The 18,912-nt window shown below is 51.6% G+C and carries 14 protein-coding genes and 1 pseudogene; 8 read left to right on the top strand and 7 right to left on the bottom strand.

The genetic code is table 11. The features are described from left to right. The first annotated feature begins 15 nt into the window (after positions 1–15). The 3 genes from Q0Y46_RS12030 to Q0Y46_RS12020 all read left to right on the top strand — a co-directional run bounded on the left by Q0Y46_RS12030 (position 16) and on the right by Q0Y46_RS12020 (position 4,039). Positions 16–1,467, top strand: a complete 1,452-nt coding sequence (locus Q0Y46_RS12030; protein ID WP_295680401.1) for a sugar transferase — start codon at positions 16–18, stop codon at positions 1,465–1,467. Between the two features lie 175 nt (positions 1,468–1,642). Then, positions 1,643–2,455 carry a carboxylating nicotinate-nucleotide diphosphorylase gene (nadC, locus tag Q0Y46_RS12025; protein WP_297947642.1) on the top strand — a complete coding sequence of 271 codons (813 nt, stop codon included), beginning with the start codon at positions 1,643–1,645 and terminating at the stop codon, positions 2,453–2,455. A gap of 63 nt (positions 2,456–2,518) precedes the next feature. Next, positions 2,519–4,039, top strand: a complete 1,521-nt coding sequence (locus tag Q0Y46_RS12020) for a Na+/H+ antiporter NhaC family protein (protein WP_297947640.1) — start codon at positions 2,519–2,521, stop codon at positions 4,037–4,039. On the opposite strand, the gene Q0Y46_RS12015 is transcribed toward Q0Y46_RS12020, so the two are convergent. After that, a complete protein-coding gene (locus Q0Y46_RS12015) occupies positions 4,014–4,934 on the bottom strand; it encodes a DMT family transporter (protein ID WP_297947638.1) in 921 nt (306 codons plus the stop codon). The two genes, Q0Y46_RS12020 and Q0Y46_RS12015, sit on opposite strands and share 26 nt — an antisense overlap. Before the next feature lie 66 nt (positions 4,935–5,000). Between Q0Y46_RS12015 and Q0Y46_RS12010 the strand changes: the two genes are divergently transcribed. Next, the gene (locus Q0Y46_RS12010; RefSeq protein ID WP_297947636.1) at positions 5,001–5,828 is read left to right on the top strand and encodes a type III pantothenate kinase; all 828 of its coding nucleotides are present in this window, start codon (positions 5,001–5,003) and stop codon (positions 5,826–5,828) included. Positions 5,829–5,879: 51 nt separating this feature from the next. Then, a complete protein-coding gene (locus Q0Y46_RS12005) occupies positions 5,880–6,818 on the top strand; it encodes a UDP-glucuronic acid decarboxylase family protein (RefSeq protein ID WP_295680417.1) in 939 nt (312 codons plus the stop codon). Between the two features lie 96 nt (positions 6,819–6,914). Here Q0Y46_RS12005 and Q0Y46_RS12000 read toward each other — a convergent pair whose 3' ends face one another. From Q0Y46_RS12000 to Q0Y46_RS11985, 4 genes are all read right to left on the bottom strand, one after another. Next, the gene (locus Q0Y46_RS12000) at positions 6,915–8,492 is read right to left on the bottom strand and encodes a biotin attachment protein (protein ID WP_297947634.1); all 1,578 of its coding nucleotides are present in this window, start codon (positions 8,490–8,492) and stop codon (positions 6,915–6,917) included. A gap of 117 nt (positions 8,493–8,609) precedes the next feature. Beyond that, on the bottom strand, positions 8,610–9,653 hold the full coding sequence (locus tag Q0Y46_RS11995; protein ID WP_295680422.1) for a hypothetical protein: 1,044 nt from the start codon (positions 9,651–9,653) through the stop codon (positions 8,610–8,612). A gap of 9 nt (positions 9,654–9,662) precedes the next feature. Further along, entirely contained in the window at positions 9,663–11,426 is a 1,764-nt protein-coding gene (locus Q0Y46_RS11990) for a hypothetical protein (protein WP_295680425.1), read from the bottom strand. Between the two features lie 33 nt (positions 11,427–11,459). Next, positions 11,460–11,993, bottom strand: coding sequence for a DUF4823 domain-containing protein (locus tag Q0Y46_RS11985; RefSeq protein ID WP_295680428.1), 534 nt, complete (start codon positions 11,991–11,993; stop codon positions 11,460–11,462). 282 nt (positions 11,994–12,275) lie between these two features. Here Q0Y46_RS11985 and Q0Y46_RS11980 point away from each other — a divergent pair, with 282 nt between their 5' ends. The 3 genes from Q0Y46_RS11980 (at position 12,276) to rseP (ending at position 17,156) form a co-directional block, all read left to right on the top strand. Continuing rightward, positions 12,276–13,631, top strand: coding sequence for an alpha/beta hydrolase fold domain-containing protein (locus Q0Y46_RS11980; protein ID WP_295680431.1), 1,356 nt, complete (start codon positions 12,276–12,278; stop codon positions 13,629–13,631). Positions 13,632–13,774: 143 nt separating this feature from the next. After that, on the top strand, positions 13,775–15,688 hold the full coding sequence (locus tag Q0Y46_RS11975; RefSeq protein ID WP_297947631.1) for a glycoside hydrolase family 9 protein: 1,914 nt from the start codon (positions 13,775–13,777) through the stop codon (positions 15,686–15,688). Between the two features lie 85 nt (positions 15,689–15,773). Further along, positions 15,774–17,156, top strand: coding sequence for an RIP metalloprotease RseP (gene rseP, locus Q0Y46_RS11970; RefSeq protein ID WP_297947629.1), 1,383 nt, complete (start codon positions 15,774–15,776; stop codon positions 17,154–17,156). Here rseP and Q0Y46_RS11965 read toward each other — a convergent pair. After that, positions 17,128–18,486, bottom strand: a complete 1,359-nt coding sequence (locus Q0Y46_RS11965) for an LlaJI family restriction endonuclease (protein WP_297947627.1) — start codon at positions 18,484–18,486, stop codon at positions 17,128–17,130. The genes rseP and Q0Y46_RS11965 overlap by 29 nt on opposite strands. A 26-nt stretch (positions 18,487–18,512) precedes the next feature. Beyond that, a pseudogene (locus Q0Y46_RS11960) lies at positions 18,513–18,912 on the bottom strand (hypothetical protein); the annotation flags it as partial.

The following is an 18,912-nucleotide window of genomic DNA, read 5'->3' as shown; positions in this document are numbered from 1 at the left end:
TGCTAAGGGTTTTGAATGATCCGCGCGACCACATTGGAACGAATCCTCTTAGTCCTTTCGGACTTTGCAGCCTTGTCGATTTGTTTCGCCTTGGCCTTTTGGGTGCAGTTTCATAGTGGTTGGATTGCGGATAAGTTTGATCCGAGCAAGACGTTTGCTGAATATTGGTTCATGGGCCTTGTCCTCAACTTGGGCTGGCTCCTGCTCTTTACTTGTGCGGGCTTGTACCGTTCCTGGCTTTTGATGTCCCGTACCCACCAGATTCTGAGGGTGCTTCGCGCCGTCGCTCTGGGTATTGTGCTTGTCATTGTCGGGCTGTTTGGTGCGGAATTTGTCGGGAAGGTCTTTGCCAATTCTCCATTGAGCGAGGGCTATCTTTACGGTTCGCGATTCCCGTGGATATTTATTTATGGCGGCCTTGCCCTTACGTTGGTTGCCGGATTCCGCATGGTTATCTACTGGTGCCTGCGCGGTTTTTTGCGCCTAGGTTATGGTGCGAATAACATTCTGGTTCTTGGCGCGACGGAAGCGGGGCAAAAGATTGCACAGTCTCTTGCCAAGACTCCGGCGCGTGGCCAGCGGGTCATTGGTTTTGTCGATGAACGCTTCCAAGTGATGGACCACGAATTTGCGGGTTATCCTGTATTGGGCAAGTATTCGGATTTGCCGGCTTTAGTCAAAAAGTACAAGGTCAGTGGCATCATCATCGCTCACGATAGTGCCTCTCCGCAAGAAATCATGCGCGTGCTCGTGTGGATTTGTGAACTGCCTCTCCATATTTACATTGTCCCGGAACTTTATGGTGTGGTGAATGGCCAGTTCAAGGCGAATCTTGTTTATGGCTTTGAATTGCAGGAACTGTTTGCCTTTACGATGCCGCCTTGGCAAGTGCAGGTCAAGCGCATTATCGATATTTTATTTGGTGCATTTTTGGGATTGTGCTCGCTGCCGGTTTGCATTTTGGCGGCCATCGCCATCAAGCTCGAGGACCGTGGCCCAGTGTTCTATTCGCAGGAACGTATCGGCTTGTACGGCAAGCCCTTTACGGTTTATAAATTCCGCACCATGCGTACCGATGCCGAAAAGTTTGGTGCGCAGTGGGCCACCAAAGACGACCCGCGCATCACGAAGGTGGGCAAGTTATTGCGTAAAACCCGCATCGACGAGCTCCCGCAGATTTTCTGTGTGCTCAAGGGCGACATGAGCATGGTCGGCCCGCGCCCCGAACGTGCCGTGTTCATTGGCAAGCTCCGCGAAAAGATTCCGTTCTACATCAGCCGCCTCAAGATGAAGCCGGGCCTCACGGGCTGGGCTCAGGTGCGTCACCATTACGATACGAGCATCGAGGATGTGCAAATCAAGTTGCAGTACGACATGTATTACTACGAGAATATGAGCCTGCTGCTTGATTTCCAGATTCTGGTTCGAACCGTATATGTGGTGCTGACCGGAAAAGGAGCGCAGTAACAGAAAACAGTAGGCAGTAGACAGTAGGCAGTAGACAGTAACTTCCAACTTCCTACATCCAACTTCCAACTTCCTACTAACCACTAACCACTAACCACCAACCACCAACCACCAATCACTAACCATGTACGGCGATAACTCAACTCCCAAATTCCCTACCGAAGATGCTTTGACTATGATCCGCCTTGCCTTGGCGGAAGATGTTCGCACGGGTGATGTCACGAGCGAGTGGACCATCCCTGCCGACCAAAAGCAGCATGCCCGCCTGATTGCCAAGGAAGACGGTGTGCTTGCCGGCCTCCCGGTGATTGAACTCGTGTTCCAGGAACTCAAGGCGAATGTGAAGGTGACACTCCACAAGAAAGACGGTGACGTGGTGAAGAAGGGTGACCTGATTGCCGAAATGGACGGCACGACGCACGAACTTTTGACGGGTGAACGCACTCTCTTGAACTTCATCCAGCAACTCTCCGGCGTGGCAACGGTTGCACATACCTTCCAGGAAGCTTTGAAGGGTGGCAAGACGAAGGTGCTCGATACGCGCAAGACGGTTCCCGGTTTCCGTACGCTGCAGAAGTATGCGGTGCGGGTGGGTGGCGGTTCCAACCATCGCATGGGCCTTTTCGACATGGTGCTCGTGAAGGATAACCACATCGCTGCTGCGGGTGGTGTGCTCCAGGCGCTCGAAGTGGTGAAGAAGAACAACACGCAGAACCTGATGGTCGAAATGGAAGTCGAAAACTTCGACCAGTTGCGCGCACTTTTGAACAAGGGCGTGGACGTCATCATGCTCGACAACATGAGCAACGAGATGATGGCCGAGGCTCTCAAGATTATCAAGGAAAGCGGCGACAAGTGCCTGGTGGAAGGTTCCGGCAACATGACGCTTGAACGTGCGAAGGAAATCGCGACGCTCGGCCTTGACTACATCTCTGTCGGTGCGCTTACGCATAGCGTGAAAGCACTCGATATTTCGATGCGAATCTAGTAAGGTAAAACCACAAAAGATTTGTTTTTTTATATTCCTTGGAAACCCCAAGGAGTATTTTTTATGGAACAACAAGCTGCTGAAGTTGTATCCTATTTTCATGGAACGTTCTGGGCCTTGGTGCCCTCGATTGTGGCCATTGTCCTTGCCCTCATTACCAAGGAGGCTTACTCGTCCCTTTTTGTGGGCATATTGATGGGCGCACTGCTCATTAGCGAGGGTAATTTCCCGCATTTCTTGGATGCCGTGTTCAAGGATGGCATGGTCAAGCAGGTGTCGGACCCGTGGAATGTGGGCATCTTGTTTTTCCTTGTGTTCTTGGGGACGATGGTCGCCTTGATGAACAAGTCCGGCGGGGCGGCGGCTTTCGGTGAATGGGCGGGGCGTCGTATCAAGTCCAAAGTGGGTGTGCAACTGGCGACCGTCATCTTGGGCATCTTGATTTTTGTTGATGATTATTTCAACTGTCTCACGGTGGGCTCTGTGATGCGCCCTGTTACGGGGAAATTCAAGTTGAGTCGCGAAAAACTGGCGTACCTGATTGATGCTACTGCAGCTCCGATATGCATTATTGCGCCGATTAGTTCGTGGGCGGCGGCAGTGACCGGCTTTGTCGAAGGGGAAGATGGCCTGGGCCTATTTGTGAAATCGATTCCTTTTAATTTTTACGCCTTGCTGACTATCGTGGCTCTCTTTACGATTATTCTTTTGAAGGTGGATTTTGGCCCGATGAAAAAATACGAGACTGCGGCCGAAAAACTGGATGCGCAGACTCAGTCTTTGAAGCGTGAAGATTCCCGAGGGACTGTCGCCGATCTTGTTTTCCCGATTGTTTCCTTGATTGTGTTCTGCGTGGCGGGTTTAGTTTATACGGGCGGATTCTTCTCGAGTGGCGAGGCACACAAGGGCTTTGTCGATGCCTTTGGTGCAAGCGATGCTTCGGTGGGGCTTGTCATTGGTAGTTTCTGTACGCTTGCTGTGACGGTGATTTGGTATATGGGGCGCCGTGTCTTGAAGTTGCGCAAGTGCCTGGAATGTTTGCCTGAAGGTTTCAAGGCGATGGTCCCGGCGATACTGATTCTTGTGCTGGCCTGGAGTTTGAAGGGCGTTACCGATACGCTTGGCGCGAAGGTCTTTGTGGCAAGTCTCATTTCGGGGAGCGCTGTGGGCTTTATGAACTTGATGCCGGCGATAATCTTCTTAGTCGGTGTGGGGCTGGCCTTCTCGACGGGAACCTCGTGGGGGACGTTCGGCATCTTGATCCCGATTGTGGTGGCGGCGTTCTCGAACATCGATCCGGATTTGATGATTATTTCTATTTCGGCGTGCATGGCGGGTGCCGTTTGTGGCGACCATATATCCCCGATTTCCGATACGACGATTATGGCGAGTGCCGGTGCGGACTGTAACCATGTGAACCACGTGAATACGCAGTTGCCCTATGCTCTTTCTGTTGCGGGAGTGAGCTTTGTCTGCTATATCGTGGCGGGATTCACGAGGAGCGCACTTCTTTCGTTTGTGCTTGGCCTTGCACTGATTGTCGGTGGAGCTTTGCTTATCAAGAAGAAGCAGGCGAAATCTTAATTTGCGCCATCACGATGGCGACCATCATAATTGCACAACCGCAAATCTCGCAGGCTGAAAGCTGTTCCCCTAGAATGGCCCAACCCGCAAGGACGGCGAATACCGATTCCAAACTCATCGTGAGTGAGGCGATGGTGGGATTGATTTTATCTTGAGCGACAATTTGCAACGTGTAGGCAATACCGCTGGAACATAGGGCGGCAAACGCAAGGCCTGCTATTGCATACGGGTTGCCAAATGCGGCAATGACAGTGCCAAAGTCCATTGCCGGGAATCTCAGGTCGAATACAATCATCAGGGGCGCGGTCAAAACGCCGATAGTCAAGAACTGGATTGCCGAGACGCGAATTGGGTCCACGTGGTTGACGAACTTGTCGATGACGAGGATGTGGAATGAAAAGGCCAGTGCGCATAGGAGCGAAACGCTGTCTGAAAGTTCGATGGAGAAACCGTCCTTGACGCAGAGCAGGTAAAGCCCCGCTGTCGTAATGGCAATGCAAATCCAAGTTTTCAATGAGGTGCGCTTGCCTAAGAATAAACTAGCGACCGGTACAAGCACGATGTAGCAGGCGGTGAGGAACCCAGATTTTCCGGCAGGGGTGCCGAGGTACATTCCGAGTTGTTGCAAGTTCATTGCGGTGCAGAGTGCAAGCCCGCAAAAGAATCCAGCCTTCCAGTGGAGTAGCGTTTCTTTGCGGTTGCGCGGCCTACGGGGGCTCTTGCCGAACGCATCGAGAATCTTGAAGATTAGGGCTAGGAAACCTGCGGCGATAAAGCAACGGATGCACGAGAATGCAAATGGCCCAAAGGCGTTCCCTTCGATTTGGGCGACAAAGCCCGAACCCCAGATTGCGGCTGTCAGGATGAGCAGGAATGTATAGCCTAAATTAGCCATGGTTGCATATATAGCAATCGTGGATGCCCCTAAATTGCTATTTTTTTAGCAAATAGTGATTTGCAGATGAAGAAAAGTTCAAAAAATTCAGAAAAGTTTTCTTTTGTAGTAGATGTGGGCAACTCCCACACCGTTTTGGGTATTTTCAAGGGCGACAAGGTGGTGGACCATTGGAGGCTTACCACCCGCAAAGAAACCACAAGCGACGAAGTGATGAACCGCATTGGCGGCCTCATCCGTTTCTCCGAAATCAAACCCTCGGTGATTACACATGTGGGCCTTTCGACGGTGGTGCCGGTACTTGAACGCCCATGGATCAAGGCTTTGCAGACGCTCCTCAAGCGCCCGGTACAGGTGGTGAGTTCCAAGAACTGCCTGGATTGCCCGATTGCTTACCCGAATCCGGCGACCCTCGGCTCCGACCGCCTTTGCAACGTGATTGCGCTGCGCGACCGCGGCTACAAGGATGCCATTGTTGTGGACATGGGCACGGCGACGACTTTCGATGTGATGAAGGACGGCGGATTTGCGGGCGGTATCATCATCCCCGGAATCAGTGCCAGTTTGGACGTGTTGACCGAGAAGGCCGCGCGCTTGATGCCTGTGAGCATCGAGTGGCCGGACCACGTGATTGCGAACAATACGGATGATGCTATCCGTGCGGGCCTTTTGTACGGATTCATGGCGGAGCTCGAAACGTTAGTCGAAAAGATTAAGGCCGAGATGGGCCGGAAGAAGGTCCCCGTGTTTGCGACGGGTGGTTGGGGCCGCATGGTCATGGGCCACAGCAAGGTCATCGACACATACGACCCTTATTTGACATTGAATGGTGTCCGGCTCGTGGCGCTCCGCGGCAACGGCGCCGCTGAATTAGAGCGTGATTCCGATGACTAGTTTTACCACTGTCTACTGTCTACTTCCTACTTCCTACTGCAAGGAGTGCTTATGCGTTGCTTAGTTACTGGTGGTGCAGGATTCCTGGGGAGTCACTTGTGCGAACGTCTGCTGAACGACGGGCACGAGGTGATTTGCCTTGACAACTACTTTACGGGCCGTATGGCGAATGTCGCCCACCTGCGCGATAACCGCTGCTTCGAGCTCATCCGCCACGACGTTACGGAACCCATCCTCTTGGAAGTGGACCGCATTTTCAACCTCGCATGCCCCGCGAGCCCCATCCATTACCAGTTCAACCCGGTAAAGACAATCAAGACAAGCGTGATGGGCGCTATCAACATGCTCGGCATGGCCAAACGCGTGAAGGCCCGAATTTTGCAAGCCAGTACAAGCGAAGTTTACGGTGACCCGGCAGTACACCCGCAAACCGAAGACTACTGGGGAAACGTGAACCCCATCGGCATCCGCAGCTGCTACGACGAAGGCAAGCGCGTTGCCGAGACGCTTTTCATGGATTATCATAGACAAAATAATGTCGATATCCGCATCGTGCGTATTTTCAATACCTACGGCCCGCGTATGCTCATGAACGACGGCCGCGTAGTGAGCAACTTCATTGTGCAGGCGCTCAAAGGCGAAGACCTCACGATTTATGGTGACGGTAGCCAGACGCGCAGTTTCTGCTACGTGGACGACCTTATCGAAGGTTTCGTGCGCATGATGGATCAGGACAAGATAATCGGCCCGGTGAATATCGGTAACCCTGGCGAATTCACGATGCTCGAACTCGCGAAAGAAGTCCTTGACCTGACGGGTTCCAAGAGCAAGATTGTGTACAAGCCGCTCCCCGGTGACGATCCCAAGATGCGCCGCCCGAATATCGACCTCGCCAAGTCGGCCCTCGGCTGGGAACCGACAATCCCGCTGCGCCAGGGGCTCGAAAAGACAATCGTGTTCTTCGAAGAATTGCTCAAAGGCGAAAAGTAAAATCGCTTCAACGAGAATTTCTCTACCCGCCAAGGGTACAAAAAAACTCCGATATAAAATATCGGAGTTTTTTCGCATAAACGATTTGGTTTGCGCTTACTTGCTGAGCGTCTGAACCTGCACGTCCCAGCTCTGGTTGCCAAGGGCAATGCGGTAGGTGCTTGCGGCACCGGCCTTCATGTTCTTGGTGTCCACGGCCGGAGCGGCGTTCGGGTCCTTCTTCGGCACGCCAATGTGGCGGTTGCCCTTGAGGAACTCGATACCCTTGTTGCCAGCCTTCGTCTGGAGGCAGCCCGTGATGAAGATGGTCTCGTCGGTAACCGGCAGGCCATTTTCTTCGAGGAGCTTCTTGGCAGCCGGGATGCCCGGCGGAAGGATTTCTTCGGCGCACTGGATGCCCGGATAGGCTTCCTTGAACGGCTTCATATTGAACTGGTCGGCGGCAATCTTCACGAGCTCCGGATCCGGTTCGCACGGGGTCTTGCCCTGGTAGCCGAGGAGCATCTTGCCGTAGCCTTCCGTCATCTTGAACCACGTACCGCGGCCCGCGGCCTGGTTCAGGGTGTTCATGTAGGCCTGCTGGAAGTAGAACTGGGAAACCGGCGTCACGGAAGAGGCAAAGCCACCGCGGCGCACGCATTCGCTCATGTTCTCGATAACCTTCGGGAACAGGTGGAAGGTCTTGGTTTCGCGCATCATGAGGGTGTTGGCGGTAAGAGCGCCACCCGGCATGGGGCTGAAGATCACGTCGGTCGTAATCTGACGTGCTTCAGGCGGGAAGTTGTAGTCCTTGAGGCATTCAACAGCGACGTTGTTGGCTTCCATGAGTTCCGGAATGTGATCGTCGACGATGCTGTCTTCACCGAGGGCGAGCTTGTATTCCGTACCCTTGAGGGCGTGGAACATGGAGAACAGGTCGGGCTGAGCCGTACCGCCGGAAAGCGGCTTGCGGCCGAGGTCGACGCCATCGGCGCCACCTTCGATAGCGGCCTTGTACTGGGCCACACCGGTACCGCAGGTGTCATGGCTGTGGATGCGGAGTTCCACATCGTCGCCGAGGAGCTTGCGGGCGCGCTTGAAGGTTTCGTACACCTTGTTCGGGTTCGTGGTGCCGGAAGCGTCCTTGAAGCACACAGAGGCGAACGGAACACCGGCGTCCAAAATGTTGCGGAGGATGCGTTCGTAGAATTCCGGGTTGTGGGCGGCGTTGAGGTCGCATCCCGGAGGCAGTTCCATCATGGTCACCACGACTTCGTGTTCCAGACCGGCATCGGTGATGCACTTGCCGGAGTAGATCAGGTTGTTCACGTCGTTGAGGGCGTCGAAGTTACGGATACGAGTCATGCCGTGCTTCTTGAACATGTCGGCATGGAGCTTGATCATGTCGCGCGGCTGCGGAGCGAGGGCCACCACGTTAATACCGCGGGCGAGGGTCTGCAGGCGGATGTTCGGGCCTACAACGCGACGGAATTCGTCCATCATGTCGAAGGCGTCTTCGCCGCAGTTCTGGTACAGGGCCTGGAAACGGGCGCCACCACCAGCTTCAAAGTGGGTGATGCCGGCCTTGCAGGCAGCTTCGACGGCGGGCATGAAGTCCTTCGCGAAGACACGGGCACCGAAAATAGACTGGAAACCATCGCGGAACGAGGTATCCTGGAACTTGATCTTTTTCATAGTGTTTTCCTGTGGGATAAATCCCTTGTTTTACTGTACAATAAAATACGGGGCAAAAGATAGTAAAAGTAGAAATGCGCTGGAGGCCGGCTGCTGGGAAAAGGAGGTGGGAAATCCCTATGGTTCGTAATTAAGGGAAAAATCGATTGTCGCGTACCAGTTGAGACCGTGAATGTCGAGTGAGGTCTCCTTGACGCTCGCAACACCGATCCGGAAGCTGATATCCATAAGTTCCTCGGCGAAATGCTTTGTTCCCATGATTCCCGTGGTAGCGCCGTAGGAGTAGCCGTTGGCCATGTCTTTCCCGTATTTTTCCTCGTATTCCTCGCCTAGGTCGGAGTCGAATTCAAATGCCAGCATTCTCAATCCCCCAAAAACGGCAAAATCGTAGTCAAAGGATGAGAATAGTTTCCCTTTGAATAGCAATTCGACGGGGGTGACGTTGATGTCTTCTTTGGGGTAGAGTATGCCTGATTGGACGACGTTCTCCTTGTATGGGTTCGTGAGAATCATTGAAATTCGGGCTTCTGCGCAGAGCATGCTGATGCAGTATCCGATTCCAAAACCGATCGTTGGTCCAGGCCCTACCTTTTCATCGGCTCCATTTGAGAACGCGTCGGCACCGAATCCTAAAAGGAAGTAAAGGTAATCCCTGCGGAGGCGATGGAGCCTGAGGTCCGTTCCGAGCAATTTGTTTGCTTGCTCATGCTTTTTCTTGTCGACGATCTGCCTGCGGTGTATCTTTCGAGAATAATTATTGAAACCCCTATCGAAGAAACAGGTATAGACGACGATGCGCACGAAAGCGGCTTCTTCAGGGGTGAGTTTGTTCAAGTCGTTGTCCCAGGCTTCGCTATTTAAATAGGTGTAGACCTTTTGCAACTCCGGCGATGTGGGTAGGGAATCGTTCTCCGTTGCGTAATCGTGTGTGTTTGCGATATGGGACCTTCTCAGATAGAAGCCGACAGAATCTGGATTTGCAACAAATTTAATGTCTCCATCGAGAAGGTGTTTTGCGATAACCTCGTAGAAATAGGGTATTTTTATCGCCGTATTGAGTTCGTCGTTGAAAGAGTTGTTCCAGGTATATTCAGAGGCAAATGTCTGGAGTGCTGCCAAGGCAAGGGCAATCAGGGCTGTGCGTATTGTGCGTAAGACCATCTTGTTACCCTACTTTATGGTATTGATACCATATCCTTGATAAATGGGAATCAGCGAGAAATGGATTACACCGCCGTCCGCATCTATCATATGGGGCTTGTAGAGCGTGTATCCGGCCAGCAATCGTAAACCAAGCCGCCCTTTTATTTGTGCGTTTGGATAGTTGTGATTGTGCTGCATGTTGGGGGCGGTGAAGAAAAAATCAAATGCGGTTAAAACGCTGATGCCACAGGTAATCTCCTCTTTTACGGTATTGTTTTCCTTTAGGTTTTTATTCTTGAGGTCGGTTAATGTTAATGCAGGGCCTGCGAAAACCTTGTTTTCAAGATGGGGTAGGATAAATGTCCTTAATCCGAGGGGAATGTCCAGGAAAAGGGTGTGGTAATAGGTTGAATCTGTAATTTTTTTGCTTTCGATGTAGTGGATATGTGTGGAAATGCCGATTCTTCTGCCAAAAACATCTGCTGAAAAGTCAATGACATGATCGGATGGGAAAAGGTCGCGGGTCTTGCCGATTGGCTTGTAGTATCCATAGCCTATGCCTGCGTCGACGACGATTCTTGTGATGTATGTCTTGTGATAGAATCGCTTTTTGACTTCTTTTTGTTGATCAGGATTCTCGATGCGGTTGATGTTTTCTTCTATTAGCGCATTGATTGTGTCCTGGTCGGTCAAATGGCGCGCCTCTATAACAATCTGCCAGAAGGCCCTGTCGTCGGGAGGTAGTTTTTCGATTGCCGCCTTGTATCTGCCGGATTGCCAGATGGCTTTCACGGAATCTTCCAACATCACGTATAAGGCGCGCTCTTCCGGCTCGCTGTTTATCTTGTTGCCATAGCAATCTCTTTCGTATTCAAATGTTTCCAGGTAGATGCTCAGTAGGCGTTTTGTTTCGCATCTGAGCCCGGTCACGGGGTTTGTATAATATTTCCAGGCCGGTGGTGTCGTGAACGAATCTAGGTCGGCCATGCTTTTCTTTATGGCATCCTTGTCGCCCCTTGCCAACGCCTTGCCGATCCTTGCCTTGAAAACTCGGGTCATGTTCTTGTTGATTTCTATGGAGTGTTCATAGGGCAAGAAAATGTGGTTCTGCAAATCAAGGGAATCCAGCTGGTTCTCGGTTATTGCTGTGGAGAACCCGTCCTCGAAGAATATCCTTGGCGTATAGGAGAGAAACCTATTGTTGTTCTCGAATGAAAAGAAATTCTTTATGAGTTTTGGTGGAGTAGTTTGGATTGAAGGCGCGTTGGTGATGGAAAAGTATCCGGAGATGTGTTTCTTGTCTTGTGGAGCGTCTTCCCATTGGCGCGAATCTCGATTGTATATTTTTTGGATTGAAAAACTGGCCTTAATTGCTAGGTACGAAGATGTCTTGTCTTCTTCGAGGAAGTTTTCCTTCAAGTCGGAAGGAACGGAATCGAGCTGGCGCTCTCTTAGTTGTTGTTGATTGTTGTACCACGCGGTGAAAGCGTCGCGTTGGTCTTCTTGAAAGGACTCGTGAAACCAGATGTCTTTCTCTGCCGGGTAAGCACGGGCCAGTGTGTCGACTTGATTCAGGGTTCCCCAAAAAACAAATGAAGTGTCTTTTGAAAGTTTTTCGTGTATAGGAACCTGGAGGGAGTCGGGACGGATATTTAGGAAGCCGAAGTGAGGATCTTCAATAAGATCTACGGTAATTTGTTCGGTCGCCGAGTGGGCGAATGGGGTGCCCAAAAGAAAAAAGGTCGCGACAAGTGCAATAACTGTATGTAGAACAGGTGCGCCGCGTACCATTTTTTCCTCTAGATTTCAATTATTTTAGCAAAGCTATTTTTTTGCATTGCTGAACATTTTCTTCAGCATGGTCCTGATTGGAACTGGCAACAGGGATTTGGGCTGCTTGCTAAACCAAACGATGTATGCGCTGCGGGCCTTGACCCAGTAAGAATCGATGAGTTGGCGCTGGTTATCGTATATGTCGAATCGAATTTCGATGCGGTCCGGCTTAAACGACCATCCCGTGAAGCGGTCTTCCCAGTGTAAGATCTGCGGAGCAATGATGTAGTCGAATTGTTGCAGGGTGTTGTCATCGAGATTCTGTACCGGGACAGGGGTCGGGATAACCGAAGTGGTTTGGGTGTACCTGCTCAGTTCCTTGGAGAGGATTGTGATGACGTCGTTACCGGAAGTCGGGTATTCGGTGCCTTCGAAGGTGCCGTTTGCCGGGGTAATCAAGAGGATTCTTGAAGGAACGTATTGATGGCTTGTATTTTGCATGAACCCATTTTGGTACGATGCCGTACATCCGGTGGCGAGCATGGCAATTAGGGAGAAAAGTCCGAATAGGATTATTTTTTTCATGGAGAAAACCTCTTTTTATGATAAGCGGAATATAATTTTTTTATGTATGGTTAGAAATGTTGGATGGAAAAAACGCTTGTAAACATTTTTTTATATGTTGTTGCCAAAAATGCGAAATTTGCCGTTATATCGCCTTTGTTGTGTTGTGTTACAACAATAAATGGGCTTTATTTGAGATAAAAAAGGGGTCTTGCATTAATTTATTATAGGGAAAAACTGGTTTCTCTGTAGAAACACGTGTTTCTGGCCAGTTTTTAAATAAAAAAATGGGTTGAGACAAAAATGAAAAAGAAAATTATCGGGGCGGTGGCTCTATCCTTATTTTTCCAGGTTTCCGCATTCGCCCAATTTGGCGGTTTCGGAGGCCCTCAGGGTGGCGGCAGTGTTCCAGATGCCGACAAGACTGCCGACGTGAACTACGTGGGTGACGGAAAAACCTATCATACGCTGGACATTTATATTCCCAAGCAGGCTAAGGAATCGTATCCGGTGGTCATCCACACATACGGCAGTGCTTGGAGCAGCAATAACATGAAAGGCTCCGCGGACTTGAGCACCATCTGTGCGGCTTATGCCAAGGCGGGCTACGCTGTGGTGACTCCGAACCATCGTTCGGCAAGCGATGCCAAGTATCCGGCGCAACTGCACGACATCAAGGCCGTGGTGCGCTTCGTCCGCGGCAATGCGGCCAAGTACAAGTTTGACACGAATTTTGTGGCCGTGTCCGGGTTCTCTTCGGGCGGTCACCTTTCTAGCCTTACTGCGACGACCTGCGGCCTGAAGGAAGGTAAGTCCGGCTCGGTGACGGTTGACCTGGTCGGTGACCTCGGCGAGTTCACTTCGCTTAGCAGCTGCGTTGACGGTGCAGTGCTCTGGTCTCCTCCGACCGACATCTACACGATGAATCCCATCAGTATGGGCGGCTCTGGAACAATGGAAGGTGCCTTTATCGGCGTGGAACGCGAAGGCAACAAGGACAAGTGGATGGTCGCCAGTTCGCCTTACTACGCAAGCGACGACGATCCTCCGGTAATTATGTTCCACGGTACGTCCGATAACATCGTCAACATCGAACAGAGCCAGGAACTCTACGATTCCCTCAAGAAGCACAATGTGGTAACGGAATTTGTCAAGGTCTCGGGGGGCTCCCATGGCGGCAACGTGATGAACTCGTCCGAGAATTTGAGCAAGGCTGTTGCCTTCCTGGACAAGGCCCGCGAAGCCAAGGCTGCTGCCGCGACGGTGGCTCCTCCTGCAACGGGTGACTCTACGACGACTCCGCCGGCAACAGGTGATTCCACGACAACGCCTCCTGCAACAGGTGATTCCACGACGACTCCGCCCACGACAACGCCTCCTGCGACGGGTGATTCTACGACGACTCCGCCGACGACAACGCCGCCAGCAACGGGCGATTCTACGGTGACGGCTCCTCCTGCAACGGGCGATTCTGCTGCTGCACTCCCCGCCATGCGCTCTGTCGTTTCCGGTCCGACTACGTACAAAGTATTCTCGCTTGACGGAACGCTCGTGATGAAATCCTCCACGCTCAATCTTTCGCGCTTGAATCCCGGCGTTTACTACGTCGTGGCGACTCGTGCCGGAGCGCGTCAGGTGTTCCGCATTGCGAAGCCGTAAGTGTGACGCGGATTACACTGCGTTGATACACTTGATACAGTGAAAGAGCGTATGCTCCCTATGCCTCAACGGCGGGGAGCATTTTTTCTTTATATTCTCTCTTAGATGCGAATGGTCGTATCTGTTACGAGAGAGAGGATGTTTTGGATAGCAAGAATGTCATTCTGGTTATGGCTTCGGCAGTCGCAACTTGCGTACCGGCTGCCTTTGCGGCCACAGCCTATATAAATCAGGTCGGTTATCGCCCCGCTGACCCGAAGGAACTTTCCTTAGTCGAAGGTTCCGGTGACGTTGTTATCCAAGACGCTTCCGGGAAAACGGTGCTCACGGCAACTCCGAAGGCCGCATCGGTATGGGATGCTAGTGGCCAGAACGTGCAGCTTGTCGATTTTTCCGAGCTCAAGGAACCCGGTAAATATAGCGTGAAGGTGGGCGGGAACGTACTCCGCGAGGACCTCGTCGTGAAAGAGGAAACCTACAAGGATGTATTCAAGGCTGCTGCCAAGTGGTTCTACTACCAGCGTGCGTCTTTGGCCCTCGAAGAACAGTACGCGGGGCAGTGGAAACGTGCTGCAGGACACTTGGACGAGAATGTGCCGTTCCACAATTCCACGGGGGCGAATGGTTCCATCAAAAGCCCGAAGGGCTGGTACGATGCCGGCGATTACGGCAAGTACATTGTGAACTCTGGAATCACCACCTACACGCTTCTCTCTTTGTATGAACATTTCCCGGAATATTTCAAAGGGCTCAAATGGAATATCCCTGCAGACGGGCAACTCCCGGATCTCCTTGCCGAAATCAAGTGGAACCTGGACTGGATGCTTACCATGCAGGCGAGCGACGGTACGGTCTATCACAAGCTGACCGCACTCGGTTTCCCTGGCGATGTGATGCCGGCGCAAGATTCCGATGCTCGTTATGTTATCGGGAAGAGCGCCGAGGCGGCACTTGATTTTGCAGGAGTGATGGCGCTTGCTTCACGCGTCTACAAACCGTTCGATGCAAGCTATGCCACCACGTGCCTAGAGGCGGCCAAGAAGGCATACACGTGGGCTTCTGCGAACATGAATGTGCATTTCACGGCGAATCCTGCCGGAGTGTCGACGGGTACCTACGAGGGGAGCGATGCCAGCGACGAAAAGCTTTTCGCCGGGGTAGAACTCGCGATAACGACAGGGGATGCCTCTTACAAGCAGTCGGGCTCTTCGGCCAACATATCTTATTGGGGCGACATGTCGGGCATTGCGACTTACGGCAAGGCGACACACGCTTCTGTGTTCAGCGATGCTGCGGAGGCAAAGCAGAAATTGCTCTCTACGGCCGATAAGTTTGTCGAACGCACCCAGAGTGGGTTCGGTGTGGTCATGAGCAAAGAAGACTTTGTCTGGGGTTCCAACGCTGCGGCCTCGAACCAGGGCATTTGGCTTCTGCACGCTTATTACTTGACTGGCGACCAGAAGTATTATACCGCTGCGGTCCAAGCTCTCAACTACCTTCTGGGCAAAAACCCGCTAGACATGTCGTTCGTGACGGGGTTCGGGACAAAATCCCCGATGATGCCGCACCATCGCCCGAGTACGGCGGATGGAGTGACAGAACCCGTGCCCGGCATGCTTGTGGGTGGCCCGCAGCCTGGCGGCGAAGACGTGGGCTCTGCTGCCGAATGGAAGTGTGCTGACTACAGGACCGGTTTTGCCGCGACAGCCTATACCGACCAGCGTTGCAGCTATGCGACGAACGAGGTGGCCATCAATTGGAATGCTCCGCTGGCCTACCTTGCGGGGGCGCTCGAGGCGCTCAATGCCGGATATGCGCCAGAGTTTGCTGCTGAAGGTGTATCACGGAATTCGGGGAAGGCTCCGGAATCGAGTGCTTCGGGAGAACGGTCCAGTTCGTCTGCGATGCCGGTTTCGAGTAGCACCAATGGCTCTGTGGTTGTCGCTCCAACCGCAAAGGTACTCGACACCCCTGCGGTTGTGCGCAAGAATGGCAGCAAGCTGTTCGTGGAAAAAGGCGGCCTCCGTTTCGACCTCATGGGTAACAGGATCCGCTAGTGTTTAATCAAGTTTGGTGTATACAGAGGAGTCGGGGGGAAACCCCCGGCTCTTTTTTGTTGGCTCTATTTTACTAAATTGAATTATGATGGAATCTGTCTTTAGCAACGTCTTGATGTTTGTCCTCGGCCTGGTGGGGTTGAGTTTTTTGGTGACGATTCATGAACTTGGGCATTTTATGGTGGCCAAGTGGAACAATGTCAAGGTGAATACCTTCAGCATCGGGTTCGGCAAGAAACTGCTCCGTTATCGCCATGGAGAGACTGAATACTGCCTTTCGGCCATCCCGTTCGGGGGCTACGTCGCGATGGCGGGGGAGAACCCTGACAAAATCAAGGATGGCGAACTTCCCGACGAGCGCGATTTTGTGGCCAAGTCCGTGGGCGCGCGCGCGGCGATTGCTTTTGCGGGCCCGTTCATTAACATTGCATTTGCGTTTGTCTTGCTGATGCTGCTTTACATGGTGGGTGTGCAGGAACCAGCGACAAATGAACTCATCGTGGGTTTTGTGGGCAAGGATTCTCCGGCTGCTGTGGCTGGCATTGTCCCTGGCGATACCATCACCGAAATCAACGGCAAGGCCACCCAGGGTTGGGACGATTTCCGCGAACAGATTGGCGTGAGCCTTGGGGCCGAAGTTCCCCTGACGGTACATCGTGGCGGCGAACCGCTGACCTTGACGGTTATTCCCGAAGAGCTTGTGATTCCCTCGCAAGATTCCGCCGGTTCCGAAATCAAGATGGGTATCGGCGATATCGGTATCTATCCTAGGAACCGCGTGATGGTGCGTCTCCCGCCTGTGGCAGGTTCCGCTGCGGAGAAGGCCGGAATCCTTTTGAACGATACGATTTTTGAAATCAACGGCGAACACATTTCCCGCTACGAAGACGTTGTTCGCATTATCGACGGCAGCAAGGGCGAACCCGTGAACATTACCGTCATCCGTGCGGGCGATACGCTCACCAAGACGCTCAGCGCTGTGTATAACGAAGAACACAAGCGTTACATGGTCGGCATCCAGATGGGTTATGTGCTATTCCGCGAGACAAAAGTCGTGCGCCGTGGCCCCGTCGAGGCGTTCACCAAGACGTGCGCCACCAGCTGGAAAATGACCACGAGCATCTTCCGCTATTTCAAGCGTATGTTCCAGGGGCAAGTGAAGGTCGATGCGTTCTCTGGCCCGGTCTCCATTGTCGCTGTGATGGGTAACGTGTGGATGAGCGGCTTCCAAGAATTTTTGATGTTGCTTGCTCTCATCAGCATCAACCTGGGCGTAATGAACTTACTCCCGCTTGCGATTACCGATGGTGGCCTCCTGATGTTCCTCGGGATCGAGAAGTTGCGCGGCAAACCGCTTTCTACCAAGACGCAGAGCATTATCCAGAATGTCGCTGCGGTATTCTTTATCAGCTTCTTCGTGTTTATCACGATACTTGACTTCAGCAAGCTTTCGCTGTTCCTGAAGTAATCAGGTTCGCCAGTTTTTTCTGTGCCCTGATGGATGCAGAATAGTTACGCATAACCGATTGTGTGTCTAGGAGAATGCAAACGATTTTGTGGTAATTCTGCTGCCCGTTTTTCCAGTCCCCGAGAATATGCCCAACACGCCGCATGTGGTGCATCTCGGCTCCTTCGTCAGGGCCTTTCCACCGGTTGGCTTTTGCGCAATATGGCATTATAAAGGCATTGTATGTGTCGTCCGAGAAGGGCTCCGCTTCTTTTTTGTTGATTATGTATTCGGCATAGGCCATTTGTTTGCATACGGAATCGGCACCAGGTAGGTGTTGCTTGTTTTGGGTGTGCCCGAACTTGTAATATTTGGAATCAAGAATGAAAACACCGGATTCGTTTATCATGATGGTGTCGGGGCGCAATGTGGAACGCTTCTTTTCGTTGGGATCGCCTTCGGCATCTTCTTCGTATTTTTCGGGCTTGTTTGTTGTTTCGTCTATCCACATACAGTGCGGATTATAATAGTTGCGTTTATCTTCAAGAGAAACGGTCCCGAAAATTTTATTGACCATGGCCTCCCAAACAGATGCAAACTTGTTTATGCCAAAGTAAAAATCTTTTGCGGTCTCGCCATCATGTGTCTGTTTTTGGGCAAGGAATTCAATAATCCGGGCCAAATCGGAAAGCAGGCGCAAATCGCGGTCGTTGAATGTTTTTGCCAACTTGGAATGGATTACGCTACAGAACAAGTCGTAGTCAAAATCAAGTAACGGCTTTTCGGTGGGTTCTATGCCGAATAAGAATCCAAGCCGACAGAAGGCGTCGTGAACGCAAAACTTGTGGACGAGTGTGATAAGCGTATCTTCGTTGTAATTGATTTTTCGAGAAATCAGGTCAAGATAGACGAGGTTGTTTTCGTCTGTGACGATGGGATTTGTTTCTTTGATTGTACGGTTCCAATTCACTTTCCCATGAGCCCCTTTTTTATGGAAAAATTCTTTTTCTGTCATGTATCCAAAATCAAGATAATGACGAATGACGTTTAAATAAGCCGTCATGGGGAATTGGGCTTCTTCGGGTTCTGCGGGTGCCGAAGAGAAACGTGAATCTTGGTGGGGGTCTTGTAAGGATTCGTCGGAGAGAACCGAAAATAGATTTGCGATACATTCGCGGAGTTCTTCTTCGGGTGTTTCGCTCAAGGTTTTGTCGTCTGCAAAATAGCCCAATGGGAAAAAGATATGGGTTTCTAGTTTGCCTTCTGCATTCTTTTCGCAGCGGATTCCGACGAATTCATCTTTTGAATTCGCCTTGGCTTCGCAGGTGCAGATTTCGTTTAATTTATACATCCGAAAAAGTCATTATGGAACAAATCTCAGAGAGTGTCGTTTACAAGTCCCGTTTTGTCCCTGAATACGTCGAAACGTGAGACCTTTGTTGATTTTTCAAAATGTTCAATTAACTTTTCCAAGGTGTCGATACCATCTGCAAATACTTGCGGGCGTTTGAATTTGAAAATGTCGTCCCACAAATATTTAAGGACTTTCTCGGCAAACACCTTTTCGCCTATTTTCCCATTGTGGTTGCTCACGAACCAAACTCCAATGCGCTTGTCTTCGGTGCTGGTGAGCCCCTTGAGAGTCTGCGTGATTTTCGTGTTTATCCAATGCCAGAATTTACCCCAAGAGATATCGGTATCGGCGATTTCGGCATCGTGTTGTGCTTTGATTTCTTTTGTCTTGAATCCGCCGGCATTGCCTTTTTCGAATTCGTTG

It is taken from the genome of uncultured Fibrobacter sp. (genome assembly GCF_947305105.1).
Classification (GTDB): Bacteria; Fibrobacterota; Fibrobacteria; order Fibrobacterales; family Fibrobacteraceae; genus Fibrobacter.
This window is presented reverse-complemented; position numbering and strand designations above follow the sequence as displayed.